Annotated in this window: 23 protein-coding genes and 1 tRNA gene; 13 read left to right on the top strand and 11 right to left on the bottom strand. The window is 64.4% G+C overall.

What is annotated here, in order from left to right:
* Nucleotides 1-37: 37 nt before the first annotated feature.
* From FDT80_RS05995 to FDT80_RS05975, 5 genes are all read right to left on the bottom strand, one after another.
* Nucleotides 38-112: transfer RNA gene (locus tag FDT80_RS05995), tRNA-Glu, on the bottom strand.
* Nucleotides 113-203: 91 nt separating this feature from the next.
* Nucleotides 204-1,943, bottom strand: coding sequence for a single-stranded-DNA-specific exonuclease RecJ (recJ, locus tag FDT80_RS05990; RefSeq protein WP_138661287.1), 1,740 nt, complete (start codon nt 1,941-1,943; stop codon nt 204-206).
* A gap of 70 nt (nt 1,944-2,013) precedes the next feature.
* Complete coding sequence (glpX, locus tag FDT80_RS05985; protein ID WP_138661286.1) at nt 2,014-2,982, bottom strand: class II fructose-bisphosphatase; 969 nt, start codon at nt 2,980-2,982, stop codon at nt 2,014-2,016.
* Between the two features lie 122 nt (nt 2,983-3,104).
* Nucleotides 3,105-4,394: a homoserine dehydrogenase gene (locus tag FDT80_RS05980; protein WP_138661285.1), complete on the bottom strand. Its 1,290-nt coding sequence runs from the start codon at nt 4,392-4,394 to the stop codon at nt 3,105-3,107.
* Nucleotides 4,395-4,500: 106 nt separating this feature from the next.
* Nucleotides 4,501-4,815: a hypothetical protein gene (locus FDT80_RS05975; protein WP_246039875.1), complete on the bottom strand. Its 315-nt coding sequence runs from the start codon at nt 4,813-4,815 to the stop codon at nt 4,501-4,503.
* A 67-nt stretch (nt 4,816-4,882) separates the two neighbouring features.
* On the opposite strand from FDT80_RS05975, the gene FDT80_RS05970 reads away from it, so the two are divergent.
* Nucleotides 4,883-5,479 carry a TetR/AcrR family transcriptional regulator gene (locus tag FDT80_RS05970; protein ID WP_138661283.1) on the top strand — a complete coding sequence of 199 codons (597 nt, stop codon included), beginning with the start codon at nt 4,883-4,885 and terminating at the stop codon, nt 5,477-5,479.
* 28 nt (nt 5,480-5,507) lie between these two features.
* On the opposite strand, the gene FDT80_RS05965 is transcribed toward FDT80_RS05970, so the two are convergent.
* The 3 genes from FDT80_RS05965 to FDT80_RS05955 form a co-directional block, all read right to left on the bottom strand.
* Entirely contained in the window at nt 5,508-6,419 is a 912-nt protein-coding gene (locus FDT80_RS05965) for a pirin family protein (protein WP_138661282.1), read from the bottom strand.
* A gap of 191 nt (nt 6,420-6,610) precedes the next feature.
* Complete coding sequence (locus tag FDT80_RS05960; protein WP_138661281.1) at nt 6,611-7,384, bottom strand: MBL fold metallo-hydrolase; 774 nt, start codon at nt 7,382-7,384, stop codon at nt 6,611-6,613.
* 60 nt (nt 7,385-7,444) lie between these two features.
* Nucleotides 7,445-8,611, bottom strand: a complete 1,167-nt coding sequence (locus FDT80_RS05955; protein ID WP_138661280.1) for a reductive dehalogenase — start codon at nt 8,609-8,611, stop codon at nt 7,445-7,447.
* Nucleotides 8,612-8,728: 117 nt separating this feature from the next.
* Between FDT80_RS05955 and FDT80_RS05950 the strand changes: the two genes are divergently transcribed.
* The gene (locus FDT80_RS05950; RefSeq protein WP_138661279.1) at nt 8,729-9,673 is read left to right on the top strand and encodes an NAD(P)-dependent oxidoreductase; all 945 of its coding nucleotides are present in this window, start codon (nt 8,729-8,731) and stop codon (nt 9,671-9,673) included.
* Nucleotides 9,674-9,761: 88 nt separating this feature from the next.
* Complete coding sequence (locus FDT80_RS05945; protein WP_138661278.1) at nt 9,762-10,247, top strand: hypothetical protein; 486 nt, start codon at nt 9,762-9,764, stop codon at nt 10,245-10,247.
* Here the strand turns inward: FDT80_RS05945 and FDT80_RS05940 are convergent.
* From FDT80_RS05940 to FDT80_RS05930, 3 genes are read right to left on the bottom strand one after another with little or no spacing between them, the layout of a single operon-like run.
* A complete protein-coding gene (locus tag FDT80_RS05940) occupies nt 10,244-10,822 on the bottom strand; it encodes a TadE/TadG family type IV pilus assembly protein (protein ID WP_138661277.1) in 579 nt (192 codons plus the stop codon). The genes FDT80_RS05945 and FDT80_RS05940 overlap by 4 nt on opposite strands.
* Entirely contained in the window at nt 10,822-11,358 is a 537-nt protein-coding gene (locus FDT80_RS05935; RefSeq protein ID WP_138661276.1) for a TadE/TadG family type IV pilus assembly protein, read from the bottom strand. The genes FDT80_RS05940 and FDT80_RS05935 overlap by 1 nt, the downstream gene beginning before the upstream one ends.
* On the bottom strand, nt 11,355-12,794 hold the full coding sequence (locus tag FDT80_RS05930; RefSeq protein WP_138661275.1) for a TadE/TadG family type IV pilus assembly protein: 1,440 nt from the start codon (nt 12,792-12,794) through the stop codon (nt 11,355-11,357). Before FDT80_RS05930 ends, FDT80_RS05935 begins: the two co-directional genes overlap by 4 nt.
* 345 nt (nt 12,795-13,139) lie before the next feature.
* Between FDT80_RS05930 and FDT80_RS05925 the strand changes: the two genes are divergently transcribed.
* The 10 genes from FDT80_RS05925 (at nt 13,140) to rpoD (ending at nt 26,555) form a co-directional block, all read left to right on the top strand.
* Nucleotides 13,140-14,570, top strand: a complete 1,431-nt coding sequence (locus FDT80_RS05925; protein ID WP_138661274.1) for a Glu/Leu/Phe/Val family dehydrogenase — start codon at nt 13,140-13,142, stop codon at nt 14,568-14,570.
* A 344-nt stretch (nt 14,571-14,914) separates the two neighbouring features.
* Complete coding sequence (locus FDT80_RS05920) at nt 14,915-15,352, top strand: TadE/TadG family type IV pilus assembly protein (RefSeq protein WP_138661273.1); 438 nt, start codon at nt 14,915-14,917, stop codon at nt 15,350-15,352.
* A 2-nt stretch (nt 15,353-15,354) separates the two neighbouring features.
* Complete coding sequence (locus FDT80_RS05915) at nt 15,355-16,698, top strand: TadE/TadG family type IV pilus assembly protein (RefSeq protein WP_138661272.1); 1,344 nt, start codon at nt 15,355-15,357, stop codon at nt 16,696-16,698.
* Nucleotides 16,699-16,915: 217 nt separating this feature from the next.
* Nucleotides 16,916-18,169 carry a sarcosine oxidase subunit beta family protein gene (locus FDT80_RS05910; RefSeq protein WP_138661271.1) on the top strand — a complete coding sequence of 418 codons (1,254 nt, stop codon included), beginning with the start codon at nt 16,916-16,918 and terminating at the stop codon, nt 18,167-18,169.
* Nucleotides 18,170-18,235: 66 nt separating this feature from the next.
* Entirely contained in the window at nt 18,236-18,508 is a 273-nt protein-coding gene (locus tag FDT80_RS05905; protein ID WP_138661270.1) for a sarcosine oxidase subunit delta, read from the top strand.
* A complete protein-coding gene (locus tag FDT80_RS05900) occupies nt 18,505-21,441 on the top strand; it encodes a sarcosine oxidase subunit alpha family protein (RefSeq protein ID WP_138661269.1) in 2,937 nt (978 codons plus the stop codon). The genes FDT80_RS05905 and FDT80_RS05900 overlap by 4 nt, the downstream gene beginning before the upstream one ends.
* Entirely contained in the window at nt 21,434-21,979 is a 546-nt protein-coding gene (locus FDT80_RS05895) for a sarcosine oxidase subunit gamma (RefSeq protein ID WP_138661268.1), read from the top strand. The genes FDT80_RS05900 and FDT80_RS05895 overlap by 8 nt, the downstream gene beginning before the upstream one ends.
* Before the next feature lie 39 nt (nt 21,980-22,018).
* On the top strand, nt 22,019-22,321 hold the full coding sequence (locus tag FDT80_RS05890) for a hypothetical protein (RefSeq protein ID WP_138661267.1): 303 nt from the start codon (nt 22,019-22,021) through the stop codon (nt 22,319-22,321).
* A 153-nt stretch (nt 22,322-22,474) separates the two neighbouring features.
* A complete protein-coding gene (dnaG, locus tag FDT80_RS05885) occupies nt 22,475-24,442 on the top strand; it encodes a DNA primase (protein WP_138661266.1) in 1,968 nt (655 codons plus the stop codon).
* Nucleotides 24,443-24,569: 127 nt separating this feature from the next.
* A complete protein-coding gene (gene rpoD, locus FDT80_RS05880; protein WP_138661265.1) occupies nt 24,570-26,555 on the top strand; it encodes an RNA polymerase sigma factor RpoD in 1,986 nt (661 codons plus the stop codon).

Here is a 26,555-nt window from a genome sequence, read left to right as displayed (position 1 = left end):
GGAAAGCAGAGAGATATCAGTATTTTGTGGGGAGAAGTGGCAGCCCGTAGGGGAATCGAACCCCTCTTTCCAGGTTGAAAACCTGGCGTCCTAACCGATAGACGAACGGGCCACTCTTGTCGTGAGGGGTGATTAGGCAATCCCGGCCAGCGGCGCAAGCGGAAATTTCAGGGCATTGGCAGAAATATCCGCACGGCAATGAGTCAGGCGCGCGCCGCATCCTCAAGCCGCAGTTGCACGGTCTGCCGGCCGCGAAAGCTGTTGATGTCGAGGCGCCCGGCAAGGTGGAACCGCGCGCCGCCGTGCGCCTCGAGCGTCGGGCCAAGCGGGCCGTCGTAGGCGCCAAAGCAGATCGCTTCCATCGCCGTGCCCATCCCGTCGTCGAAGCTCAGCTTGAGGTGGCTGTCGCCGACGCGCTTGGCGAACTTGATGCGCATGTCGGCAAAGCCATAGCGCGGGGCAGGGGCGCCTGCCCCAAAGGGACCGGCCTGTTCGACCATTTCGGTCAGGTCGACCGTGGCGGCACCCGGCATCAGCGTGCCGTCCAGCCGCAGGTCGGCGGCGCCGGTCAGATGCGCCCCTTGCCGGGCCAGCAACTCAGCCAGCCGTTCCATCGCCGCCTCCAGCTTGTCCTCGGCCACCGTCAGCCCGGCGGCCATCTTGTGACCACCGCCTTTTTGCAGCAGACCTTCGGCGGCCAGCCGCTGGATCGGGGCGCCCAGGTCGATGCCGGAGATGGACCGGCCCGATCCCTTGCCGATGCCGTCCTCCAGCCCGATCACGATGGCCGGGCGATTGGACGCTTCCTTGAGCCGCGAGGCGACGATGCCGACGACACCGGGGTGCCAGCCCGCGCCGGCGGCCCAGACCAGTGGCGCGTCAAAGCCACGGGCTTCGGCCTGCTCCATCGCGGCGGCGCGCACTGCGGCCTCGATCTCGCGCCGTTCGGTATTGAGGTGATCCAGACGCTCGGCCAGCGCGGCGGCCTCGTGCGGGCTGTCGCAGGCCAGCAGGCGCGCGCCCAGATCCGCCGCGCCGATACGCCCGCCCGCATTGACGCGCGGACCCAGCAGAAAGCCCAGGTGATAGGCGGCGGGGGCGGTGTCCATCCGCGCCACATCCGCCAGCGCGGCCAATCCGGGCCGGTCGCGGCGCGCCATCACGCGCAGGCCCTGCCGCACAAAGGCGCGGTTCACACCGACCAGCGGCGCGACATCCGCGACCGTGGCCAGCGCCACGAGATCCAGCAACGCCATGAGGTCGGGTCCCTTGGCGCCGGTCTCGCGCAGTTGCCTGCCGACTTCGACCAGCATCAGAAAAACCACCCCCGCCGCGCATAAATGCGCCAGCGCGCCATCCTCGTCCTGGCGGTTGGGATTCACCACGGCCAGCGCGGGCGGCAGGGTTTCCGCCCCCAGGTGGTGGTCCAGGACGATCACGTCCGCGCCCACCGCCGCTGCCACGGGGCCGTGCGACAGCGTACCGCAATCGACGCAGACGATCAGGTCGTGATCGCGCGCCAGCGCCGCCATCGCCGCGTCGTTGGGGCCATAGCCCTCGTCGATCCGGTCGGGAATGTACAAGGTCGCGCGGTGTCCCATGTGGCGCAGCCACACCAGCAACAACGCCGCCGAACTGCCGCCATCCACGTCGTAATCGGCAAAGACCGCGATCTTCTGGCGCCGGGTCACGGCGGTCAGAAACCGGGTCGCCGCCTTTTCCATGTCGCGCAGGGATCGCGGGTCGGGCAACAGGTCGCGCAGGGAGGGCGCCAGAAACGCCTCCGCATCCTCTGCCGCCACACCGCGCCGTGCCAGCACCTGGCACACGGCGGCAGGCAATTGCGACTGCTGCGCCAAGGCCTCCGCCGCGCGCGCGACCTCGATATCCGGACCGATCCAGCGCCGCCCGGTCAGGGATGCCTCAACGCCCAGAAACGACATCACCACACCCCTGCCTCAACCTGCCAAAATTTCCCGTACGCGGGTCCGACGCCTGCCACAGGGGCGGCTCTCAGGTCTTTTCGACGGGCGTGCGGTAATTGATCCGCCGCACCGATCCGGTCTTGGACCGCATGATCAGCGTCTCGGTGGTCATCCAGCCGACCTCGCGCCGCACACCTGGCAGGATGTTGCCGCCGGTGACGCCGGTGGCGGCAAAGATCACGTCCTGCGTCACCATCTCGTCGCGCGAATAGATGCGGTCGAAATCGGTGATCCCGGCCTTGCTGGCGCGGCCGCGTTCGTCATCGTTGCGAAACAGCAGGCGGCCGTACATCTGGCCGCCCATGCATTTCAGCGCGGCGGCGGCCAGCACGCCCTCGGGTGCACCGCCCGCACCCATGTACATGTCGATCCCGGTCATCGGATCGGCACAGTGCATGACCCCCGCGACATCGCCATCGGTGATCAGCCGGATCGCGGCGCCGGTGCTGCGAACGGCGGCGATCATTTCGTCATGTCGCGGGCGTTCGAGGATGCAGACAGTGATGTCGGAGGTCTCGCACCCCTTGGCGCGGGCCAGCGCCTCGACGCGCTCGGCGTGGCTCATATCCAGCGTGACCACGTCCCTGGCAAAGCCGGGACCGATGGCAAGCTTGTCCATATAGACATCCGGCGCGTGCAACATGGATCCGCGCGGCCCCATCGCGATGACCGTCAGCGCGTTGGGCATGTCCTTGGCGGTAAGTGTCGTGCCCTCAAGCGGATCAAGGGCGATATCGACGCCGGGGCCGTTGCCGGTGCCTACTTCCTCGCCGATATACAGCATCGGCGCCTCGTCGCGCTCGCCCTCGCCGATGACCACCACACCGGCGATGTCCAGCAGGTTCAGCTGTTCGCGCATGGCGTTGACCGCCGCCTGATCGGCGGCTTTTTCGTCGCCGTGACCGATCAGCCGGGCCGAGGCCAGCGCCGCGGCCTCCGACACGCGGGCAAGGCCCAGCGACAGCATACGGTCTTGGAATTGGGCGGAAGAGGGCATGGAGGTCGTCCTTTTGGCAGGGCTTTCATTCGGTTGTCCGGGTGTAGCGGTGCGCCGCGCGCCGCACAAGGCCGGGCTGGCGCCGCGCCGCACAGGGCGCGGGCCGATGGTGCGGCACGGCGTTACACTTCCTCGATGCGCAGGGCGACGGGGCTGGTGGCCATCACGCCGCTTTCGGCCATGGCGGACAGCGCCTGACCCAGGGCAGCGGGCGTTGTCTTGTGCGTCACGATCAGGACCGGGGCCACGGTTTCGCGGTGGCCGTACTGCCGCATCCGGTCGATGCTGACGCCGGCCTCGCCCAGCACCTTGGCGATTTTCGCCAGTGCGCCGGGTTTGTCGTCAAGCGACATCCGCAGGTAATAGGGCGCGGGCAGTTGCGAGGTCGCGGGCGTGCTGGTGCGCAGATCCTTTGCCGGCTGGCCAAAGACGGGGCCGCGCGCGCCGCCGCGCGCCAGGTCCAGCACATCCGACATCACCGCGCTGGCGGTCGGACCTTCGCCGGCGCCCGGACCGCGCAACACCACCTGACCGATGCTGTCGCCTTCGATCACCACCATGTTGGTGCCGCCCTCAAGCTGGCCCAGCGGCGAGGTATCGGGCACCAGGCAGGGCTGCATGCGCTGCTCGAGACCGCGCCCGGTGATCTGCGCCACGCCCAGCAACTTGATCTTGTATCCCATGTCGGCGGCGGCATGGATGTCCTCGATGCTGACCCGTTCGATCCCTTCCAGTTCGATTCCGGCGAAATCCACCTTGGTGCCGAAGGCGATGGAGGACAGGATCGCCAGCTTGTGCGCGGCGTCGATGCCGCCCACGTCGAGCGCGGGATCGGCTTCGAGATATCCAAGCCCGTCGGCTTCGGCAAAGACCTGGTCATAGGTCAGGCCCGCGCTTTCCATACGGGTCAGCATGTAGTTGCACGACCCGTTCATCACGCCCATCACGCGCGTGATCTCGTTTCCGGCGAGCGCCTCCATCAGCGTCTTGATGACCGGAATACCGCCCGCCACCGCCGCTTCGAACTTGATCGTGCGGTCCGCGGCTTCGGCGGCCAGGGCCAGCTCCTGACCGTGAAGGGCCAGCATGGCCTTGTTGGCGGTGACCACGTCCTTGCCTGCGGCCAATGCCGCCGCGACCGCGTCCCGGGCGGGGCCGTCTTCGCCGCCGATAAGTTCCACGAACACATCGACATCGTCGCGCGTCGCCAAGGCCACAGGGTCGTCCTCCCAGGCATAGGACTTGAGCGACACGCCCCGATCCTTGTCTCGGCTGCGGGCGCTGACGGCGGAGATCACCACGTCGCGCCCGGTGCGCGCGTGCAGCAAGGCCGCGTGCTTGCGCACGATCTTGACCACGCCGACACCGACCGTGCCCAGACCTGCGATACCAAGACGAAGCGGCTGCGACATGACGATGATCCTTGTTACCTAGGGAAAAGAGCCGCTGTGGCGCGGCTCCTTCGATTGGCCGCGATGTAGCGGGTTCGGCGCCCCGGTGCAACGCGGCAGAGTGTGCTTATTGCACGGCGGACCCAAGACGTGCGCGATCGGCATCGCCGACCACCGCGCCGCGCAGGGCCGCGGCCCGCGCGCGCAGCCCCGCAACCCGCGCGCTCAGCGCCTGGGTCGTGGCGGGGGCATCGATCTGGGCGGCGTCGGCCTGCGCAAGAAGCGGCTCGATCGGCACCAGCGCGGGGTAATCCGCAGCCTCGGCGTCGGGCGAGACGGTCCTGTCCAGTTCCGGGAACTGGGTACAGGCCGCACAGGCGGCAAATACAATAAGAAGGGGCAAGGCGCGCATGATGACGGCTCCGGTCGCTGGGCCAGTCATGCCCCACTGCGTAAAAAGGCGCAAGTGAGGGATTGTTTTGAACGAGCGTTCAGTTCACCTTGTAACCATGGCGCGCACAGCAGGTTCACATTCGGATATCACCGGCCCCAAGGTCCGCGACGCGGCGCTGCGATTGTTTGCGCGGCATGGCTATGCGGCTGTCTCGATGCGCCAGATCGCGGCGGATGTCGGTGTGCAGGCGGGGGCGCTGTACAACTACACGCCCGACAAGCAAAGTCTGCTGTTCGATCTGATGGCGGCGCATATGTGCGATCTGCTGGAGGCCTGGGTCGATGACCCTAAGGACGACCCGCGTGCGCGGCTGGCCCATTTCGTGCGCTTTCACATCGGGTTTCATCACGAACGGCCGGATGCCGTGTTCATCGCCTACATGGAACTGCGCAACCTGACGCCGAACAACTTCACGCAGATCGAAGCCTTGCGGCGGCGCTATGAGGACAAGCTGGAGGCAATCCTGTGTGACGGCGTCGCGGCGGGCGCGTTCGACGTGGCGGACACCAAGATCGCGACCCTTGCTGTCATTGCGATGCTGACCGGTGTCAACACGTGGTTCCGCACCGGCGGGCGGCTAACCCTCGCGCAGGTGCAGGCGCAGTACCTCGATATGGTCGTCCGGGCGGTCGGCGGCGGTCAGGCGGGCTGAGCGGCCCGCCCGACCGGAGGGTTCAACCTCAGTGCGTGGGCTTGATGAAGGTGCCGTTGTTGAGGTCCTGCATGGCCTGCATCAGCTCGGCGCGGGTGTTCATCACGATGGGCCCGTGCCAGGCCACCGGCTCGTCGATGGGCGCGCCCGAGATGAGCAGAAAGCGCACACCCTCCGGTCCGGCCTGCACGGTCACCTCGTCGCCGGTGCCAAAGCGCACCAGCGTGCGGTCGCCCGACATGTCGCGGATGTTGAGCTCTTGTCCCGCGACTTCCTTTTCCAGCAAGACACCCGAGGGGCTGGATGCATCCGCAAAGGCGCCGGCGCCTTCGAACACATAGGCAAAGGCGCGGCGGTAGGTGTCGATCTTGAATGTCTTCTTGCGCCCCGCGGGCACGAAGACGTCCAGGTACTGCGGATCGGCGGCGATGCCGTCGACCGGGCCGGTCTTGCCCCAGAATTGGCCGGTGATGACCTTGACCACCGTGCCATCGTCGTCGGTGACGACCGGAATATCCTTGGCCGTGACATCCTGATAGCGCGGTGCGGTCATCTTTTGACTGCTGGGCAGGTTCCCCCAAAGCTGAAAACCATGCATCTGCCCCTGCGCGTTTCCGTGCGGCATTTCCTGATGCAAAATGCCCGATCCCGCGGTCATCCACTGCACGTCGCCCGCGCCCAGGGTGCCGGTGTTCCCCAGCGAATCGCCGTGATCGACGGTGCCCGACAGGACGTAGGTGATCGTCTCGATGCCGCGGTGCGGGTGCCACGGAAACCCTTTGATGAAATCTTCGGGGCGTTCATTGCGAAAGTCGTCGAACAGCAGGAACGGGTCCAGTTCACTTGGGTCCTGAAAGCCGAATGCGCGGTGAAGCTTGACCCCGGCGCCTTCCATCGTTGGGACGGCGCGGCGGGTCTCGAGGGTGGGTCTTAGGGACATGGGCAAGCCTCCTTAACTGCGTGTGATCAACAGATAGAGGGACGCGGCGCAAGCGCAATGGGAGGGCGCGAACCGCCGTTGTGCATCCTTGCGCAGGTTGGCCAGTTTCTGACGCAGAACGCAGGCCGGAATTTTTTGATATTCCGGCTGCGCGGCGATGAAGCGCGCGCAGCCGGACAGGTCATCGAGCGTCAGGCGTACCAGTTGCCCATTTTCACCTCGACCGCGTCGCCGACCATCTTGGCGAATTCCGCCGGATCCTGCGTGCCGCCATCGCGACCACGGTAATGATAGGGATAGACGAAGGTCGGCGCGAATTCCGCCACCGCCGATGCCGCCGCTTCGGCATCCATCGTGAAGGGCAGGTTCATGCACACGAACGCCAGGTCGATGTTCTCGAGCGCGCGCATTTCCGGCACGTCCTCGGTGTCGCCCGAGATGTAGACCCGGAAGCCGTCAAAGCTCAGGACATACCCGTTGTCGCGGCCCATCGGGTGGAAGTTCTTGCGCTCTTCGGTCAGGTTGTAGGCGGCGATCGCGTCGATCGTCAGGCCCAATACCTCGCCCTGGTCGCCGTTGGCCATCGGGGTGGATTTGGCCTTGAGCGCGTCGGGCATCATGTCGAAGACGGCGGGATTGGTGATGATCGGCGTCGTGTCGCCGGCAATCGCCGTCAGCGTTTCGGCATTGTAGTGATCGCCGTGCTCGTGCGTCACCAGGATCAGATCCGGCGCCGGGAAATCGGCATAGGACGCCGGATCGCCGACCGGGTCGGAGTAGATCACGCCGATGGGGGTTTCCATCACGAAGGATGCGTGGCTTACCGGGTGCACGGTGATGTCGCCCGCGGGCGTGGCGAACACGTCGCTGGCGTGGGCCGCGGCACGCGCAGCATAGGGCAGGAACGTCACCGTGCCTGCGGCAGCGGCGGAAAGGGCCATGAACTGGCGTCGGGTCTGGGTCATCTGTATCAACCTCCGGTTAAGAAATCGTGTTGGATGGAGGTAGTCCGGCGTTCGCGCAGATCAAATCCGCCGCGCCCACCATTTGCCGGGCTTGGTGCGTTTTCCGCGTCCTGCATCCAGGTGCAGGGCAAGCCACCGGAACCGCGACAGCGCAAGTCTGAGCCAGATCCGGTGAATCCGGCGTGAAAAGTCCCTGTTGAAGGGGCAAACCCGCATGCAGATGGCGCAATCGGAGCTGAGCTTGGCCCAGAAGCCAAAGCATTTTTGCGCATCCGATGTCCATTTTCGCACACCCTTGAGGGCCGACGGCGCGCCGGCGCTGACCGCTGGCGGGCCGTGAGGCAGGGCCTTGACCGGGCAGGCGTCGGCGCATTTGGTGCAAATGTCGCAAAACGCGCGCACGCCGCGGGGGCGGGGGGAATCATGGGCCAGCGGCAGATCGGTGAACACCTTGGAGAACCGCAGCCGTGGCCCGAATTCGGGGGTAATCACCAACTGGTTTCGCGCGTATTCGCCCAGCCCCGCCTGCACCGCGTAGGGGATCACCAGCGCGGTGTCGTTCATCGAGGCGGTGGCGCGGTAGCCCAGGTTGCGGATGTAGGCGGCCAGTTGCATGACGACCGCCGCCTCATGGCTGTATTCGCGCCCTGTCGCCGCCCCCGCGAGCGCTGATGGATAGGTGTCCACCAGCCCGCGGTCCATTTCATGTCCCATCACGATCACCGACGTCATGCCCGGCGGAAGGTCGTTCGGCGCGGCGCTCAAGTCGCGGGTATCGACGCGGTCGGCATAATGCCAACGTTCGTCCACCTGCGTCACGCCGCACAGGTCGGCGCCGAAAAACGCCGCGACGCGCTTGATTTCCGCGCGCATCGCGGCGGGGTCGTCCACCGTGATCTGCCGGGGCGCCACGGGGGTGTCATCGCTGATCGCGGCCTGGAAGCCCTCGCGCCGGCCCTGAGCCGCGTGACGGTCGGTGATGATGTCGGACATCAGCCAGGATGCGTTGCGCAGGGCGAAATCGCGCTGGGTGAATCCCTCGCCGCGGCGCGGTGCCGCCTCCATCCGGTATGAGGCAAAGAACGCATCGGTTTGTGCCGTGCGCACCGTAACGTCCCAAAAGGCGCGGCTGAAAATGTCGTTGCGCTGCGAGAACCGCTCAAACTCGTCGGTCACGTCGAAGCCGGCGGCAGGGTCGGTAGGTTTGCTGTGGCGCGATGCGGTCATGCGGCCAGCCTTGCCCGTCCCCCCGCGTCGGTCAATCGCAAAGGGTCGCAAACAGGCGCGACGGACCCCGGACCGGGGGCAAAGGCTGGGGCCGGATATCACGAAAGGGCGAATGGTATGAAGGTCGGGTTTATCGGGTTGGGCAATGTGGGCGGCAAGCTGTCGGGGTCGCTTTTGCGCAACGAAATCGCGTTGATGGTACATGATCTGGATGCCGATCTGGTCGCGGCCAAGATGGCGGACGGGGCGCAGGACGGGATCAGCCCGGCACAGATGATGCAGGCCTGCGATGCGGTGATCACCTGCCTGCCCAGCCCTGCGGCCAGCGCCAGCGTGCTCGAGAAGATGCTGCCGCAGATGGGGCCAGGCAAGATCTGGATGGAAATGTCGACCACCGACGAGGCGGAGGTGAAGCGCATCGGCGCACTGGTGCAGGCGGCGGGCGCTGCCGCTGTCGATTGTCCGGTGTCGGGCGGCTGTCATCGGGCGGACACCGGCAACATCAGCATCTTCGCGGGCTGCGACCGCACCACCTTCGAGCGTATTCTGCCGCTGTTGACGATCATGGGGCGGCGGGTGCTGCACACCGGCGATCTTGGCTCGGCGTCGATCCTCAAGGTGCTGACCAACTTTCTGGCCACCGCAAATCTGGTCAGCTGCGCCGAGGCGCTGTGCGTGGCCAAGGGGGCGGGAATGGATCTGGGCGTTGCCTATGAGGCGATGAAGATCAGCAGCGGCACGTCCTTCGTGCATGAAACCGAAAGCCAGGTCATCCTGAACGGCAGCCGCGACATTTCGTTCACGATGGATCTGGTGGCCAAGGACATCGGCCTGTTCCAGGCCGTGGCCGACCGCGCCGGTGTGCCGCTGGAACTGAACCCCTTGCTGATTTCGATCTTCAATGACGGGATCGCACGGTTCGGGCCGCGCGAGTTGTCGCCCAACATCATCAAGCGACTGGAACAGGCGACGGGGCTGGATGTCACGGCACCGGGATTTCCGGCCGTGATGGTCGATGACGAACCCGAAGCGCCGGGGGCGGAGGTCGTGCCGAACCGATGAGCGGCGGCGGCGGCCCGGCATTGCCTCTTGTGAGGGGGCCACGGCTCGCGGTAGGAGGCCTGCGGGCCAGATGCGGAGGAGCCGGAGCATGAAGATCGACAGCGACAGCGAGGTTCTGGCAACCGTGGGTGCATCGATGGGGCGGCGATTGCTGGGGATCACGTCGCTGGCGGTGCTGGGCGGCATGGTGATCTACGTGGCGCTGGCCACCCCGCCCGATCTGGGCTGGCAGGTGTTCTTGCTTGCGCTGGGTGGCGCGGCCATCTGGATGGCCGATGCCATGCGGCGCGGAACGGCGCATGTGATCGAGCTGACCGAAACGGAACTGCGCGACAGCTCGGGCGAAATCCTGGCCCGCGTCGCGGATATAGAAAGCATGGATCGCGGCTTTTTCGCTTTCAAGCCATCCAACGGTTTCTTGCTGAAAACGCGCAGCCCCGGCACGCGCGTCTGGCGGCCGGGGCTGTGGTGGCGCATGGGGCGCCGGATCGGCGTGGGCGGCATGACGCCCGGATCGCAGACCAAGTTCATGTCGGAAGTGCTGGCCGCGATGATGGCGCAGCGCGACGATTAGACGCCGCTGGTCGGCTCCGGCGTGTCTTCCCAAAGCACTTGCGGCGCGTATCGCGGGCGGGTGAAGATGAAATTCTCGATGGTCTTCTTCTCAAGCCCGGTGGCGAAGGGCGCGGTGTAGTCTTTCCAGGTTTCCACGACCACGATGCGTTCGTTGTCGGGCATCACCGGCAGGCGGTCGGCCCAGCCGGCCACATCCGCGTCCGTCAGCGGCCCTTTGGTGCCCTGGGCCTTGGACCAGTCGGTTGTGAACACGTTGTCCGCCTCGTTCCACGCCAGAACCGACAGCCGCAGCGACGACGCGCCGCCGGTATAGGTCATGTAGTCGAACATGTCCTGCGCACCTTCGAGGAACTTGATATCGATCGGATCGGTCTGGCGCGACATCAGGTCGCCGATGGTATAGGCCACCTTCTGGTTGACGCTGTATTGCCGAAAGGCGTCGAAGATAGAGAACATCGACAGGAAGGCCCAGAACAGCAGCGGCAGGATGATCACCGCTTCGATGGCGATGCTGCCATCCTCGCGGCGGGAAAATCCCGACAGACGGGCGCGGATATATGCAAGACGGTCCATTATTGCGGCTCCTGTACGAAGGCGGCGACGGCGATCATCTGCGACTGGCCGGCGCCGTCCTTGCTCATCGAATAGCCCAGTCCGCTGGTCGGAAAGACGGGGTCGAACTTGACGCAGGCGCGCAGCAGCATCAGCTGGTGGTCCTGACCGGTGAAATAGGCCCGCTCGGGCATCACGGGCTCGGACACATCCACGCAGTCGGCCTGGTTGGGCAGGTTGGTGAAGTTGCGCGGATCGACCGGACGCATTTCCAGCCGCAGCGTGGTCTGACAATCCTCCAGGAAGCCCGAGTATTTGCAGATCAGGTTCTTGAGGTCGTCGTGCTGCGGCGGGTTGGCCGTGTTCAACCGTACGTTTCGCACCGCCATGTCGAGACCGCGATCCAGGAACATCTGGTTCATCGCATAGATGCTCATCTCGATCGACGTCATGAAGAGCGTGAAGATCAGCGGGATCAGGAGGGCGAATTCAACCAGCATCTGGCCGTCCTCGTCCTTTCGGAACCGCCGCAGAAGCGGAGTCAGAATGCGTTTCATTGTGTCAGCCTCAATTGGTTGATCTGGCGGGCGATCGCCTTGAACGTCGTCGTGAGTTCGGTGCCCGATACCCGGAAGAAGTGACTGGGCGAGGTCGCGCAGCTGCGCAGCGTGTTGGCCCCGTGATCCGTCGTCTCAAAGCCGACGCTCCAGATCACGATGCCTTCGGTTTTGGCGGCGTCGCAGATCTTGTCGAGCAGGGTATCGCCCTTTTCGGCTGTGTAGGCCTGGTAGTGGTATTTGTGGCGGTCCTTGCTGTTGACGTAGTGGTAGAGGTAGTAGCTGAAGTTGTACTTGGCCCAGTGCGCGTATTCGCTTTCGGTGTTGTAGGCCCAGTTGGAAATGCGCGACGAGTCGCTGTTCTGGCCGTCGGTCATCAGCACGATCGTCTTCAGGGTCTGGTCATCGCTGTAATTGACGGGCCGGTTGCCGAACACGCCTTCCATCTTGGCTTTGCCGACCAGTTCGTTGGTCACCTCCCGAAAGCTGGGATCCAGAAGCGCCGTGGCCCATTTCATGCCCGCGTAGATCGCGGTGCCCGAGCGCGGCTGAAGCTGGTCGATCTGCGCCTTGAGCTGGGTCTTGTTCTGGCTGATCGGGATCACGCGTTCAAAGGCGTTTCGCGGGCAGACCGTGTCATACATGGTGTTGAGCTGATTGCCCGACTCGATGGAGTAGTAGTTCCACTGGAAGTGCTGGGTCTGGTCCCAGGGAAACCCCGGCGTCATCTGGGTCTGTACGAAATGCCCGTCCGGGAAATCGATGCAATGCGAGAACTGGTGGCGCGTATCGACCCACAGCGCGTCAAAGATATCCGGTCCCACGTTCACCTGTTCGGAGTAGGGCACGAGCGACACGGAGATGTTGTTCTTGGTCGAGGGGGTCAGAACCTCGTCAAGGAACGCTTTGGAGGCATTCTGCATGTTGAGCAGTTTGGAGTTGTCTTTCATCGAGCCCGAGATATCGAGCACGAGCGAGATCTCCACCTTGGGCACACGCTCTTCCGCGGCGCTGATGGCGGGAACGGGCAGTTCGTCAACGCCGACCATGCTCATGAACTGCGTCGGCGTCATGGTTTTCGCGGTCGCGGTGACCTTGCGAAAGTTGAGCCCCTCGCTGACCTGCACGCTGGTCAGGTAATTGCTCATCCCGACCTTGGCGAAGTAGTCTTCGACCACCGCCTTGGGGTCGAGGGTCTGATCCAGGTCGGCGGCGGCGAGAACGGCGCGGTCCACCGTGTTTTGCAGGCGCACGCGCTCCATCTCGTTGCGCATGAGGTCGACCCCGAGGCCGCCCACCAGGAGCATCATCATCAGCATGAAGATCGCGAAAATCGTGGCGACCCCGTCCTCGTCCCGTGAAAATTGGCGGGCGGCGGTGCGAAGTGTCGCGTCGGGTCGGATGCCAGCCCGCAGGCGGTCCAGAAAATGTGTCATCGGTCTTAACCTTTCCAACAGGGGAAAAGCAGATTTCCCATGTCTCTTGGCGCGGTTTGCGTCCTTGCCGTTTTCCCATTGGAACGTGGCTTAAATGAGGCGTGTTACAGGCGAAAACAGGAGTGTTTCCGGGGGGCTTGGCATCAATTCGCATGGTTAATGCCGAGTGTTTCCAAAGCGGCACCAATCGAGCGCGAACGATTCGAAAAACGCGGAAAAGGCGCGTCATCCCAAGGCGTTCACAATTTGCACAAAAAATTCGCACTTCTTTACCCATTGGTCATAGGCTGCGGCCACACAGGAACGCGGGCGGCCGAGTCGGACCGCCCCAGAAGGAGACAGAGCATGAGCAATCCTCACGAACCCAGTTTCAGAGACAGCGTCGACATGATGTTCAACCGCGCGGTTGGGCTGATGGACTTGTCGCCCGGGCTCGAGGAGAAGATCCGTGTCTGCAATGCCACCTATACGGTGCGGTTCGGTGTGCGCCTGCGCGGCAAGATCCACACATTTACCGGTTATCGCAGCGTTCATTCCGAACACATGGAGCCGGTCAAGGGCGGCATCCGCTATTCGCTGGGCGTGAACCAGAACGAGGTCGAGGCGCTGGCGGCGCTGATGACGTACAAATGCGCGCTGGTGGAGGCGCCCTTTGGCGGATCCAAGGGGGGGCTGTGCATCGACCCGCGCGAATACGACGAACACGAACTCGAGCTGATCACCCGGCGGTTCGCCTACGAGCTGATCAAGCGCGACCTGATCAATCCCAGCCAGAACGTGCCGGCGCCCGACATGGGCACAAGCGAACGCGAAATGGCCTGGATGGCGGACCAATACGCGCGGATGAACACCACCGACATCAACAGCCGCGCCTGTGTCACCGGCAAGCCGCTGAACGCGGGCGGTATCGCGGGCCGGGTCGAGGCCACGGGCCGGGGCGTGCAATTTGCCCTGCGCGCGTTCTTTCGCGACCGGGAGGGCGTCAAGAAAGCCGGGATGGAGGGCGATCTGGACGGCAAGACGGTCATTGTCCAGGGTCTGGGCAACGTCGGTTATCATGCCGCCAAGTTCCTGAGCGAGGAAGACGGCTGCCGGATCGTCGGAATCGTCGAACACGATGGCGCGCTCTACAGCGAGGATGGGCTCAACGTGGAGAAGATCCGCGCCTGGATCACCAAGCACGGCGGCATCGCGGGCTATTCCGACCGCCACCACGTTCCCGACGGCGCCAAGGTGATGGAGGAGCCCTGCGACATCCTGATCCCCGCGGCGCTTGAGGGCGTGATCAACCTGGGCAATGCAAACCGCATCAAGGCGCCCCTGATCATCGAGGCGGCGAACGGGCCGGTGACGGCGGGCGCGGACGAGGTGTTGCGCGAAAAGGGCACGGTCATCATTCCCGACATGTATGCCAACGCAGGCGGTGTCACCGTCAGCTATTTCGAATGGGTGAAAAACCTGAGCCATATCCGCTTTGGCCGGATGCAGCGGCGGCAGGAGGAATCGCGCCACCAGCTGTTGATCAACGAACTGGAGCGACTGAGCCGCGACAAGGGGCTCGACTGGGAGCTGAAGCCCGATTTCAAGGAAAAGTATCTGCGCGGCGCGGACGAGCTTGAGTTGGTGCGCTCGGGTCTCGATGACACGATGCGCATCGCCTACCAGTCGATGGCCGACGTCTGGCACAGCCGCGACGATGTCGATGATCTGCGCACCGCGGCCTATCTGGTGGCCATCGCAAAGGTCGCGGCCTCCTACAGAGCCAAGGGCCTCTGACAGCCGACACAGGAGAATCATGCGCAGGGCGCGGTGCCGCAAGGACGCCGCGCCCTTTTGAGTCTCCAAGCAGGTGCCGAGATCACGGCAAAAAAGGGCGGAGTTTCGTACCATTTCGGGGTATTTTCTCCGGCCCTGTCATCTGACCCGGCGGCACCTTGTTGCCGCACTTCAAGAAAACCCTGTAAAAACAATTTATTGCCTCTGTTTTTTGGGCCTGTTTGATTTGAGTCTCAGGCGATGAAAACTTTTGGGAAATATCGCGATCCAACACCTTCAGCGCCATTTGATCGCCCGAAATGCTGCCTAAGGTTGCGGGACGTCCCGCTCTCAAGGAGGTTGCCATGACACCTGTAAACACTCGATCCGGCCTGCGGTCTCGCAAGGTGTCGCGCCGCATGGCGCGCTTCTGGCGGTGCGAGGACGGCAGTTATTCCATCGAGGCGGTGATCTGGATGCCGATCTTTGCGTTGATTTTGGCCGTGATCACGAACGTGTCGATCGTGTTCGCCAGTGAATCGCACATGCTGCGGGTGGTGCAGGACGCGAACCGCGCATTTTCGCTGGGCCGGCACGACACCACCACCGAGACCGAGGATTACATCCGTGCCAACCTGGCGTATCTCAAGGCGCAACTCACGGTGACGTCGGTGCTGCAGGGCGGCACCATTCTCTCCAACGTCAGCATCGCCGCGTCCGATCTCATGCCGCTGAGCTTTTTCACCAGCGCGTTCGAGGGTGTGGATGTGAATGTCACGGCGCAACACATCATCGAGTTCTGATCATGCACGCCCAAACATCCGCCCCCCGCCGCAGCACTGCCTTTCGCCAGTCGGAGGAGGGGTCGGCGACCATCCTGATGTTGTTCTTCTGCCTGATCTTTATCGTGCTGGGCGGGCTGGCCATCGATTTCAACAAGGTCATGTCGGACCGAACACAGCTGCAGATCATCGCAGATACGGCCGCGCATTCCGCCCTCTACGCCCGCGAAACCAAGAGCGAAAGCGAGGCCGTGGACGAGGCGCTGCGGGTGGCCACGACGATGACGGCCCCGCGGCAGTACGCCGGCAGCCTCAGGGCGGAGGATATCCAGTTCGGCACCTGGAGTTTCCTGACCGACAGTTTTGTCGCCGACGCCAATTCGCGCAGCGCGGTCGAGGTCAAGGTGGCGATGAACGAGACGCGGGGCAATGCCTCGCGCAATCTGCTGCTCAACATCATCGGCGTGGACAGTTTCGATGTCGTCAGCGCGTCGGTCTATTCGACCTATTATCCCCCCTGTTTCACCGAAGGGTTCGTCGCCGAGGATGTCGTCGACATTCAGAGCAACAACGCTTTTACCGACGGTTTCTGCCTGCACTCGAACAACTACGTGAGCCTGAATTCGAACAACTATTTCGAGCCGGGCACCGTGGTGTCGATGCCCAACCTCGACGATCTGGACATTCCCAAGTCGGGGTTCGAGAAGAACGAGGGCCTCGCCACTGCGTTGCGGATGGGCGAATACCGGCTGCGTATTCTCAACAAGCTGCCGCTGATCATCGAGGGGCTGCGGACCGGCGACCCGCTCTATCTGCCGAAGTTCCTTTATGGAAATGCGATCCATTCGCTGTCGGGCCTGGGGGCGGAGCCGATCACCGCCGGCAAGGTGACGCCGCTGCATTTCGTCATCGGGCAGGTCAATACCTATCTGTGCAACGCCGGTGGAAAGCTGACGTTGGAGGCGGGACTGTATGAAGACATGGTGTTCGTCACCAACTGCGAGGTGAAATTCTCCAGTGGCGTGCAGTTGGAGGATGTGATCGTCGCGACCACGAGCACGAGCGCGACATCGCTGAATTCGCCGTCGGGGCTGAGCATCGGGCGCGATGACAATTGCGCCACGGGTGGTGGGGCCACGCTGCTGACACTGGGCGGGTTCAACGCGGCGGCAAGCCTGAATGTCTTTGGCGGTCAGATTCTGGCGCTGGGCGACATCGAGTTTGCGGCCAATGCCGACGGCATCCAGGGGGCGTCCTTCGTCTCCAACGGCCGGATCGACGGTACGAGCAACATGAACATGGGGTTCTGCCAGTACAACGGCATGGAGAACGCCTTTCGCGCCAGCTATTTCAGGATGGTTGAGTAAACACTTCACCACGCCGTGGGGGCGCGTTTCCTACCCGGATAACGGCCTGGAATTCCCGAAGATTCCGGCCAGGGCGGCTGGCGAGGCACTGCAATGCACCGCGGTATCCGCAAAAACGACGCTCGTGCGACGGTTTCGGGCCAAACCACGGTGCGCAGGATTGATACCACGGACAGGTGCGGCTAGCGTTCGGTCGTGTCGTGGACGGGGGTGGATCATGCGGTTTTCGGGGCTGCGCGTCTTGCGCGAGGGATTGACCGGCAACAAAGGCTGGCAACCCCATTGGCGCGACCCCGAGCCCAAGGCCGAGTATGACGCGGTCATCATCGGCGGGGGCGGTCACGGTCTGTCGACGGCCTATTACCTGGCCAAGACCCACGGAATGACGAATATCGCGGTGCTCGAAAAGGGATATATCGGGGGCGGCAACGTCGGCCGCAACACCACGATCGTGCGCGCCAATTATTTCCTGCAGGGCAATTCGGAGTTCTACTCGCATTCCCTCAAGCTATGGGAGGGGTTGGAGGAGGATCTGAACTACAACGTGATGCACAGCCAGCGCGGGTTGATCAACCTGTTTCACAGCGACGGGCAGCGCGACGCCTTTGTGCGGCGCGGCAATGCCATGGCGGTGCAGGGCGACGATGCCGTGCTGCTGGACCGTGCGGGCGTGGCCAGGCATCTGCCCTATCTGGATTTCGACAACATCCGCTTTCCGGTTTACGGCGGTCTGCTGCATCCGCGCGGCGGCACCGCGCGGCACGATGCCGTCGCCTGGGGCTATGCGCGCGGGGCCGACCGCCGGGGCGTCGACCTGTTGCAGAACTGCGAAGTGACCGGCATCGACATCGAGAACGGCGCCGTGCGCGGCGTGCAGACCACGCGCGGGGCAATCCGGGCGCGGAAGGTGGGCATCGTCGTGGCCGGCCGGTCGGGGCAGGTTGCGGCGATGGCGGGCATGCGTCTGCCGATCGAGAGCCACGTGCTGCAGGCCTTTGTCACGGAGGGGTTGAAGCCCTGTATCGACCATGTGGTCAGTTTCGGCATGGGGCATTTCTATATGTCGCAATCCGACAAGGGCGGATTGGTGTTCGGCGGCGATCTGGATTTCTATGCGTCCTATGCGCAGCGCGGCAACCTGCCGATGGCGGAGCACGTGATGGAGGCGGGCATGACGCTGATGCCGATGATCGGCAAGGCCAAGGTCTTGCGCAGTTGGGGCGGGATCATGGACATGACCCCCGACGGCAGCCCGATCATCGACAAGACCGATACGGGGGGTTTGTTCATCGATTGCGGCTGGTGCTACGGCGGGTTCAAGGCCGTGCCTGGCTCGGGGTTCAGCCTTGCGCATCTGATGGCGACGGGGCAGCACCACGCGCCGGCTGCGAAGTTCCGGCTGGATCGGTTCCGCACGGGCCGCGGTCTCATGGATGAAGAGGGCACCGGCTCTCAGCACAACCTGCATTGAGGGGGGCGGAATGATGGATGCCTCCGGCAGGAGTATTTTTGACCCAAAGAAGCCGGGGGGCGTGGCATGAGGCTGACCTGTCCGATCTGTGGCGACCGCGATCGCCGCGAGTTCTATTACCAGGGCGATGCCGTTGCCTTGGACCGGCCCGATGGGGGCGCGGGGGCCGAGACCTGGGACGGCTACGTGCATCTGCGCGACAACCCGGCGGGGCGGACACGCGATCTGTGGCAGCACGAAGCGGGTTGCGGGGCGTGGATCGTCGTGTTGCGCGATACCGTCAGCCATGAGGTGTTCGGCGTCGAGCTGGCGATGTCGGTCGGGGAGGCGGGCGCGTGAGGGTCGATGGCAAGGGATTGATCGACCGCGATCGCGCCGTGTCGTTCCGGTTCAACGACAGGTATTATACCGGCTTCGCGGGCGATACCGTCGCCTCTGCCCTGCTGGCCAACGGCGTGCGTCTGATGGGGCGGTCGTTCAAGTACCATCGTCCGCGCGGTGTGCTGACCGCGGGCAGCGAAGAGCCAAACGCCCTGGTCACGGTCGGTCAGGGCGCGGCACAGGATCCCAATGTGCGCGCCACGGTGCAGGAGATTTATCGCGGCCTTGCGGTGCGCAGCCAGAATGCCTGGCCGTCGCTGCGGCTGGATGCGATGGAGGTCAACGATTTCGCCTGGCCGTTTCTGGGAGCCGGCTTTTACTACAAGACGTTCATGTGGCCACGCGCCTTTTGGGAGCGCGTCTATGAGCCGGTCATTCGCCGCGCGGCCGGGTTGGGTGGCCTGAGCGGGCGGCACAATCCGGATGCCTACGAGAAGGCCTTTGCCTTTTGCGATCTGCTGGTGATCGGTGCGGGGCCCGCGGGTCTGATGGCGGCGTTGACGGCGGCGCGGGCGGGGGCGGACGTGATATTGGCCGACGAGGACAGCCTGATGGGCGGACGGCTCAATGCCGAAACCTACCGCGTGGACGGGCAAGCCGGGCCGGATTGGGCCGCGGAGGCCGTCGCGGAACTGGCCGGACTGCCCAATGTGCGGCTGATGCCGCGCACCACGGTTACCGGTGCCTATGACCAGGGCACCTTTGGCGCACTGGAGCGGGTCAATCATCATACGGGGCGACGGGGCGGCGGCGCGGTGCTGGAGTGTTTCTGGCGCATCGTCGCCCGGCAGTCGGTTCTGGCCGCCGGCGCGCTGGAGCGGCCCGTGGCCTTCAGGGACAACGATCGTCCCGGCATCATGACCGCCGGGGCGGTGCGCGCCTACCTCAACCGATGGGGCGTCAGCCCGGGCGCGCGCGTGGCGGTCTTTGGCAACAACGACGATGCCCATCGCACCGCGCAGGATCTGATCGAAGCGGGCGTCGAGGTCGCGGCCCTGATCGACAGCCGGGAGGACGTGGCGCAAAGCGGCGATTACAAGACCTACGCGGGCGCGCATGTCTGCGGCAGCAGCGGGCGCCAGGGTCTCAGGCGGATCACCGTGCGGCGCGCCGGCCGCGAATTCCAGGTCGAGGCGGATTGCCTTGCCATGTCGGGCGGCTGGAACCCCACCGTCCATCTAACCTGTCACCTGAACCGGCGCCCGACCTGGTCGGACGAAATCCAGAGCTTTGTGCCGACGCCGGGCGCTGTTCCCGGCATGACGGCCGCTGGGGCCTGCAACGGCGTTTTCAGCACGGCGGGCTGCCTGAAAGACGGGGCGGACGCCGCCAGGACCGCGCTGAAGGCGCTTGGTCTGCGTCCCCGGCGAGGTGGCGGCGTGCCGGATGCTGACGACACGGCCTATCGGCTCCAACCGCTGTGGGCCGTGCCCGGCAAGGGGCGCGCCTGGCTGGATTTCCAGAACGACGTGACCGTGAAGGACGTCAAGCAGGCGGCGGTCGAAAACTTCCGCTCTGTCGAGCATATGAAGCGCTATACCACGCAGGGCATGGCCACCGATCAGGGCAAGAATTCCAATATGGCGGCCCTCGCGGTGCTGGCCGATGCAACCGGGCAGGGGATCGCGCAGACCGGGACGACGACCTTCCGTCCGCCCTACAGCCCCGTCAGCATCGCCGCGATGGGGGCCGGTGCACAGGGGATGGGGTTCGCGCCACGCCGCCTGACGACGAGTCACGCGACAAGCGTCGCCGAGGGCGCGCCGATGATCGAGGCGGGCTTGTGGTATCGCCCCAGCTATTTCCCACGCGCGGGCGAGACGACATGGCGGCAGTCGTGCGACCGCGAGGTCGGCATGGTGCGCGACGCCGTGGGCGTCTGCGACGTCTCCACGCTGGGCAAGATCGACATCCAGGGCGCGGATGCCGGCGCGTTTCTGGACCTGGTCTATTGCAACACGTTCTCAAGCTTGGCCGAGGGACGGGTCCGTTACGGCCTGATGCTGCGAGAGGACGGGCATGTGATGGACGATGGCACCACCGCGCGGCTGGGCCCGCACCACTATGTGATGACCACGACCACCGCGGCGGCGGGCAACGTGATGCGGCATCTGGACTTCGTAAGCCAGTGTGTCGCGCCAAAGCTTGACTTGCGGTTTACCTCCGTCACCGAACACTGGGCGCAATTTGCCGTGGCCGGGCCGAATTCCCGCGAGCTGCTGAACGGATTGCTGGATGCGCCGATCGACGACGGGACGTTTCCGTTCATGGCCTGCGGCCCGGTGACGGTCGCGGGCGTGGCGGGGCGATTGTTCCGTATCTCCTTCTCGGGCGAGCATGCCTATGAGGTCGCGGTGCCGTCGCGCTATGGCGAAAGCCTGTTCAAGCTGTTGGTCGCGCGGGCGCAGGCTCTGGGCGGCGGCGCCTACGGTATGGAGGCGCTCAATGTGCTGCGTATCGAGAAGGGGCATATCACCCATGCCGAAATCCACGGGCGCACGACCGCCTTCGACATCGGTTTCGCGCGCATGATATCGGCGGGCAAGGATTGCATCGGCAAGGTCATGGCGGCTCGCGAGGGGCTGTTGGACGAGGAGCGCGAGCAATTGGTGGGCTTCCGGCCCGTGGGCGCCGTCAGGCAACTGACCGCCGGTGCGCATGTTTTCGAACAGGGCGCCGAGGCCACGCGCGTCAACGACCAAGGCTATGTCACCTCGGTCGCGTTTTCGCCGACCCTTGGACATTTCATCGGGCTGGGCTTCGTGAAACGGGGCCGCGCGCGCCATGGCGAGGTGATGCGGATGGTGGACCGGATGCGCGGGATCGAAGCCGAGATCGAGATTTGCGCGCCGGTGTTCGTGGACCCGGAAGGAGGCAGAACGCGTGGCTGAGTTGACCGGAAAGACCCCCTGCGACGGGCTGCTGCCGCTCGAGATCGGCGCGGTGACGCTTGTTGAGGCGGATCCGGGGCGCTTGACCTCGGTCGCGCCCTACAGGGGGGGCGCAGAGGCGCTGGGCCGTGCGCTCGTGTCGGCGCATGGTCTGGACTGGCCCGCACCCAACCGCATGTCGGTCAAGGGCGCGGCGCGTCTGATCTGGTTCGGTCGCGACATGGCTTTGCTTGCCGGACCCGCGCCCGCACCGGGATTGGCCGAGCACGCGGCGCTGACCGACCAGTCCGATGCCTGGGCCGCGGTCGACCTGGCGGGTGACGACGCCGAACAGGTCCTGGCGCGACTGGTGCCCATCGATCTGCGTGCGGCGCATTTCGCCGTGGGGCATACGGCGCGCACCCTGATTGGCCACATGACTGCATCGATCACGCGGCTCGGGCCGGACCGGTTCCTGATCCTGGTGTTCCGGTCGATGGCGGGCACATTGGTCCATGATCTCAAAACGGCGCTGGAAGCCGTGGCCGCGCGGCGATAGGGTCCGCGCGAACGCCCGGTTGGAAAGGACACACGCAACATGACCCGTATCGCCCTCATCACGGTCTGCGCCCTTCTTGCGGCACCGGGTTTTGCCCAATCGGACAAGGACCTGGACTGCACCTATCAGGCGCAGGTCGTCGAGGCGGTGCGGCAGGCCCGGATCGACCGGGTCAAGGAACGCGATGTGGGCGACAGCGTGCGCGCCGCGGGCGCGACCTGGCCCGAAAGCTACAATGCGGCAATTCCGCTGGTCACGCCCTGGATCTATGACATGCGCCGTCGTGATGTGATCAAGCAGGATCTTGCCGCCGCCTGGAAAGAGCTCTGCCTCGCGCGGTAACCCGAATCCCGTCGCTTTCTTTTGGCCGAAATACCTCAGCCGGAGGCAACGGCCCAGAATATGGCGGCGCCATCTTGCCGGGACGTGCCTGGCGGCGCAGCCGCGCAATCGGACCACTGGACTCTGACACGCCCCAGACGGATAAAGTAACGCATGAGCCTTCCACCTGGATTCCTCGACGAATTGCGCACCCGGTCCAGCCTGAGCCAGGTGATCGGGCGCAAGGTCATGTGGGACATGCGCAAATCCAATCAGGGCAAGGGCGACATGTGGGCGCCATGCCCCTTTCACCAGGAAAAATCCGCCAGCTTTCATGTCGATGACCGCAAGGGATTCTACTACTGCTTCGGCTGCCACGCCAAGGGCGACGCGATTTCCTTCGTGCGCGAAACCGAAAACGTGAGCTTCATGGAAGCTGTGGAAATCCTGGCCCGCGAGGCCGGAATGCCGGTCCCCAGGCAGGACCCGCGCGCGCAGGAAAAGGCGGACCGCCGGACGCAATTGGCCGAGGTGATGGAACTGGCCGTGCAGTTCTTTCGGCTGCAGCTTCGGACAGGGGCCGCGGCGGCGGCCCGCGATTACCTCGACCGGCGCGGATTGGATGCGGCGGCGCTGGAGCATTGGGAAATCGGCTTTGCGGCCGATGCATGGCAGGGGCTGTGGGATCACCTGAAATCCAAGAACGTGGCCGACGATCTGATCCTTGGCGCGGGGCTGGCCAAACCGTCGTCCAAGGGCGGCAAACCCTATGACACCTTCCGGGGTCGGATCATGTATCCGATCCGCGATGCGCGCGGCCGCGCCATCGCCTTTGGCGGTCGCGCGATGGATCCGAACGACAATGCCAAGTATCTGAACTCCCCCGAGACGGAGTTGTTCGACAAGGGGCGCAGCCTTTACAACATGCGCGACGCGCGCACCGCCGCCGGAAAGGGCCAGCCGCTGATCGTCGCCGAAGGCTACATGGACGTGATCGCGCTGGTGCAGGCGGGGTTCACGGCCGCCGTGGCCCCCCTTGGCACCGCCATCACCGAGCACCAGTTGCAGATGCTGTGGCGCATCGCGCCCGAGCCGATTATCGCGCTGGATGGCGATACCGCCGGTCTGCGCGCGGCGATGCGGTTGATCGATCTGGCGCTGCCGCAGCTCGAGGCGGGGCAAAGCCTGCGCTTTGCGCTAATGCCGCAGGGACAGGACCCCGACGATCTGCTGCGCGCGTCCGGCGCGCCCGCGCTGCAAAAGCTGCTGGATGACGCGATGCCGATGGTGCGGCTGTTGTGGCAGCGCGAAACCCAGGGCCGGGTGTTCGACAGCCCGGAGCGCAAGGCCGCGCTCGACAAGGCATTGCGCGACAAGATCATGCTGATCCGCGACCCGTCGATCCGCAGCCATTACGGGCAGGAAATCAAGGACCTGCGCTGGCAGTTGTTTCGGCCGGCCAGCACCAAACGGCCCTTCACGCCCCGTGCCCAAGGCGCGGCGGGAGGGCGCTGGTCCGCGCCACCCGCACCTGCGACGCCGACGGCGAAATCATCCGCCCTTGCGGTGGCGCAGAACGACATCGCAACAGAACACCTGCGCGAAGCCGTGATCCTTGCGGCGCTGATCACCTGCCCGCAGATCATCGAGGAGTTCGAGGGCGGTCTGGAGACAATGACCTGCGCGAATCCCGACCATGCGGACATGCGCGATCTGCTGCTGCGCCAGATCGGCACCACGCCCGACACCCTGCGCGACAGGATGGACGAGGCGATGGGCCCGCAGGTCCTTGAAAACCTGCTGTCGTCCAACCATGTGGCAATCATCCCCTGCATCCGCCATCCCGGCGACGCGGACATGGCCCGCATGACGGTGGCCGAGGAACTGGCCAAGCTCGACGCGGCCCGCGGCCTGAGTGCAGAGATCGCGGATGCCACCGAAGATCTGAGCGGAACGGCGGACGAGGGGGTGACATGGCGGCTGTCCGAAGCCGCGCGCGCCGCCGACCGGGCGCGCCGCAGCGGACAGGAAGATACCGTCGAGTACGAGTTGGGTGACAACGGTGCGCGAATCAGCCGCGATGAGCGGAGCGCATTGGACGCCTTGTTGCAGACGATCAGGTATTCCAAACCGGGTGGTTAACCCTATCTGAACGAGATACCTAGAGAAAAAACAGGATGACCGGGTTTCCGAATCACCCGTGACACCGCATGATTTACTTTAGCGAATCACCTGAGTGATTCGTTCGACAGCCCCGAAGGAGCATCCTATGGCCGCCAAGGATACCAACGAAGACGCCAAGACCGACGATCAGGAGACAGGCCATTCGCTTGATATGAGCCAGGCCGCCGTCAAGAAGATGATCGGCGAGGCGCGTGAAAAGGGCTACATCACATACGATCAGCTGAACACCGTTCTGCCCCCCGACCAGGTGAGTTCGGAGCAGATCGAGGACGTGATGTCGATGCTGTCGGAAATGGGCATCAACGTCATCGAGGACGAAGAGGCCGAAGAGGAAGACGCCAAGGGCTCCACCGACCTGACCACGACCGAGGGCGCGCGCGACATCACCCTGTCGAGCGGCACCTCCGAGAAGCTGGACCGGACCGATGACCCGGTGCGGATGTACCTGCGCGAGATGGGCAGCGTCGAGTTGCTGAGCCGCGAGGGCGAGATCGCGATCGCCAAGCGGATCGAAGCGGGACGCAACACGATGATCGCCGGGCTTTGCGAAAGCCCGCTCACGTTTCAGGCGATCACCATCTGGCGCGACGAACTTCTCAGCGAAGACATCCTGCTGCGCGATGTGATCGACCTGGAGGCGACCTTCGGCAACCAGCTTGACGAAGAGGGCGGGGTCGATGAACCGGTGGTCGCCGGCGAGGCCGGCAGCGCCAAGAAGGAAGAGGACGACAGCCCCGAGCTTGACGCCGATGGCAACCCGATCGCCAAGGACGACGACGACGACGAGGACGAGCAGGCCAACATGTCGCTCGCCGCGATGGAGGCTGCGCTCAAGCCGCAGGTGCTCGAGGCGCTCGACATCATCGCCGACGACTACGTCAAGCTGAGCGAGATGCAGGACAGCCGCATTTCGGCCACCCTGAACGAGGACGGATCGTTTTCCGACGCCGACGAGGCGTTGTATCAGAAGCTGCGGTCCGAAATCGTGCTGCTGGTCAACGAACTGCACCTGCACAACAACCGCATCGAGGCGCTGATCGACCAGTTGTACGGCATCAACCGCCGCATCATGCAGATCGACAGCGCGATGGTGAAGCTGGCCGACCAGGCGCGGATCAACCGCAAGGAATTCGTCGACGAATATCGCGGCTACGAGCTTGACCCCAACTGGATGGAGCGGATGGCCGAGAAATCCGGCCGCGGCTGGCAGATGTTCATCGAACGCTCGTCCGACAAGGTCGAGGAACTGCGCGCGGACATGGCGCAGGTCGGCCAGTATGTCGGTCTTGATATTTCCGAGTTCCGCCGCATCGTGCAGCAAGTCCAGAAGGGCGAGAAAGAGGCGCGTTCGGCCAAGAAGGAAATGGTCGAGGCGAACCTGCGCCTGGTCATTTCGATCGCCAAGAAATACACCAACCGCGGCCTGCAATTCCTTGATCTCATTCAGGAAGGCAACATCGGCCTGATGAAGGCGGTGGACAAGTTCGAATATCGCCGGGGCTACAAGTTCTCGACCTATGCGACATGGTGGATTCGCCAGGCGATCACCCGCAGCATCGCCGATCAGGCGCGCACGATCCGTATCCCGGTGCACATGATCGAGACGATCAACAAGCTTGTGCGCACGGGCCGACAGATGCTGCACGAGATCGGCCGCGAGCCGACGCCGGAAGAGTTGGCCGAAAAGCTTCAGATGCCGCTCGAGAAAGTCCGCAAGGTGATGAAGATCGCCAAAGAGCCGATCAGCCTCGAAACGCCCATCGGCGACGAGGAAGACAGCCAGCTTGGCGATTTTATCGAGGACAAGAACGCCGTTCTGCCCCTGGACAGTGCGATTCAGGAAAACCTCAAGGAAACCACGACGCGGGTTCTGGCCAGCCTGACGCCGCGCGAGGAACGCGTGCTGCGCATGCGCTTCGGCATCGGCATGAACACCGACCACACCCTTGAAGAAGTGGGCCAGCAGTTCAGCGTGACGCGCGAACGTATTCGCCAGATCGAGGCCAAGGCGCTCAGGAAGCTCAAGCATCCCAGCCGCTCACGCAAGCTGCGCAGCTTTCTCGACCAATAA

This window comes from Sulfitobacter sabulilitoris, assembly GCF_005887615.1.
Taxonomy (GTDB): Bacteria; Pseudomonadota; Alphaproteobacteria; order Rhodobacterales; family Rhodobacteraceae; genus Sulfitobacter_E; species Sulfitobacter_E sabulilitoris.
The sequence above is the reverse complement of the archived record's forward strand: the minus strand, read 5'-3'. Positions and strand labels throughout refer to the sequence as shown.

Coding starts and splice junctions, on each gene's coding strand:
- glpX (WP_138661286.1), bottom strand. CDS start 2,982: ATGCCCTCTTCCGCCCAATTCCAAGACCGTATGCTGTCGCTGGGCCTT.
- recJ (WP_138661287.1), bottom strand. CDS start 1,943: ATGTCGTTTCTGGGCGTTGAGGCATCCCTGACCGGGCGGCGCTGGATC.
- FDT80_RS05970 (WP_138661283.1), top strand. CDS start 4,883: ATGGCGCGCACAGCAGGTTCACATTCGGATATCACCGGCCCCAAGGTC.
- FDT80_RS05940 (WP_138661277.1), bottom strand. CDS start 10,822: ATGGACCGTCTTGCATATATCCGCGCCCGTCTGTCGGGATTTTCCCGC.
- FDT80_RS05935 (WP_138661276.1), bottom strand. CDS start 11,358: ATGAAACGCATTCTGACTCCGCTTCTGCGGCGGTTCCGAAAGGACGAG.
- FDT80_RS05890 (WP_138661267.1), top strand. CDS start 22,019: ATGACCCGTATCGCCCTCATCACGGTCTGCGCCCTTCTTGCGGCACCG.
- FDT80_RS05930 (WP_138661275.1), bottom strand. CDS start 12,794: ATGACACATTTTCTGGACCGCCTGCGGGCTGGCATCCGACCCGACGCG.
- FDT80_RS05915 (WP_138661272.1), top strand. CDS start 15,355: ATGCACGCCCAAACATCCGCCCCCCGCCGCAGCACTGCCTTTCGCCAG.
- FDT80_RS05955 (WP_138661280.1), bottom strand. CDS start 8,611: ATGACCGCATCGCGCCACAGCAAACCTACCGACCCTGCCGCCGGCTTC.
- FDT80_RS05920 (WP_138661273.1), top strand. CDS start 14,915: ATGACACCTGTAAACACTCGATCCGGCCTGCGGTCTCGCAAGGTGTCG.
- FDT80_RS05945 (WP_138661278.1), top strand. CDS start 9,762: ATGAAGATCGACAGCGACAGCGAGGTTCTGGCAACCGTGGGTGCATCG.
- dnaG (WP_138661266.1), top strand. CDS start 22,475: ATGAGCCTTCCACCTGGATTCCTCGACGAATTGCGCACCCGGTCCAGC.
- FDT80_RS05905 (WP_138661270.1), top strand. CDS start 18,236: ATGAGGCTGACCTGTCCGATCTGTGGCGACCGCGATCGCCGCGAGTTC.
- FDT80_RS05925 (WP_138661274.1), top strand. CDS start 13,140: ATGAGCAATCCTCACGAACCCAGTTTCAGAGACAGCGTCGACATGATG.
- rpoD (WP_138661265.1), top strand. CDS start 24,570: ATGGCCGCCAAGGATACCAACGAAGACGCCAAGACCGACGATCAGGAG.
- FDT80_RS05960 (WP_138661281.1), bottom strand. CDS start 7,384: ATGACCCAGACCCGACGCCAGTTCATGGCCCTTTCCGCCGCTGCCGCA.
- FDT80_RS05980 (WP_138661285.1), bottom strand. CDS start 4,394: ATGTCGCAGCCGCTTCGTCTTGGTATCGCAGGTCTGGGCACGGTCGGT.
- FDT80_RS05965 (WP_138661282.1), bottom strand. CDS start 6,419: ATGTCCCTAAGACCCACCCTCGAGACCCGCCGCGCCGTCCCAACGATG.
- FDT80_RS05950 (WP_138661279.1), top strand. CDS start 8,729: ATGAAGGTCGGGTTTATCGGGTTGGGCAATGTGGGCGGCAAGCTGTCG.
- FDT80_RS05910 (WP_138661271.1), top strand. CDS start 16,916: ATGCGGTTTTCGGGGCTGCGCGTCTTGCGCGAGGGATTGACCGGCAAC.
- FDT80_RS05975 (WP_246039875.1), bottom strand. CDS start 4,815: ATGACTGGCCCAGCGACCGGAGCCGTCATCATGCGCGCCTTGCCCCTT.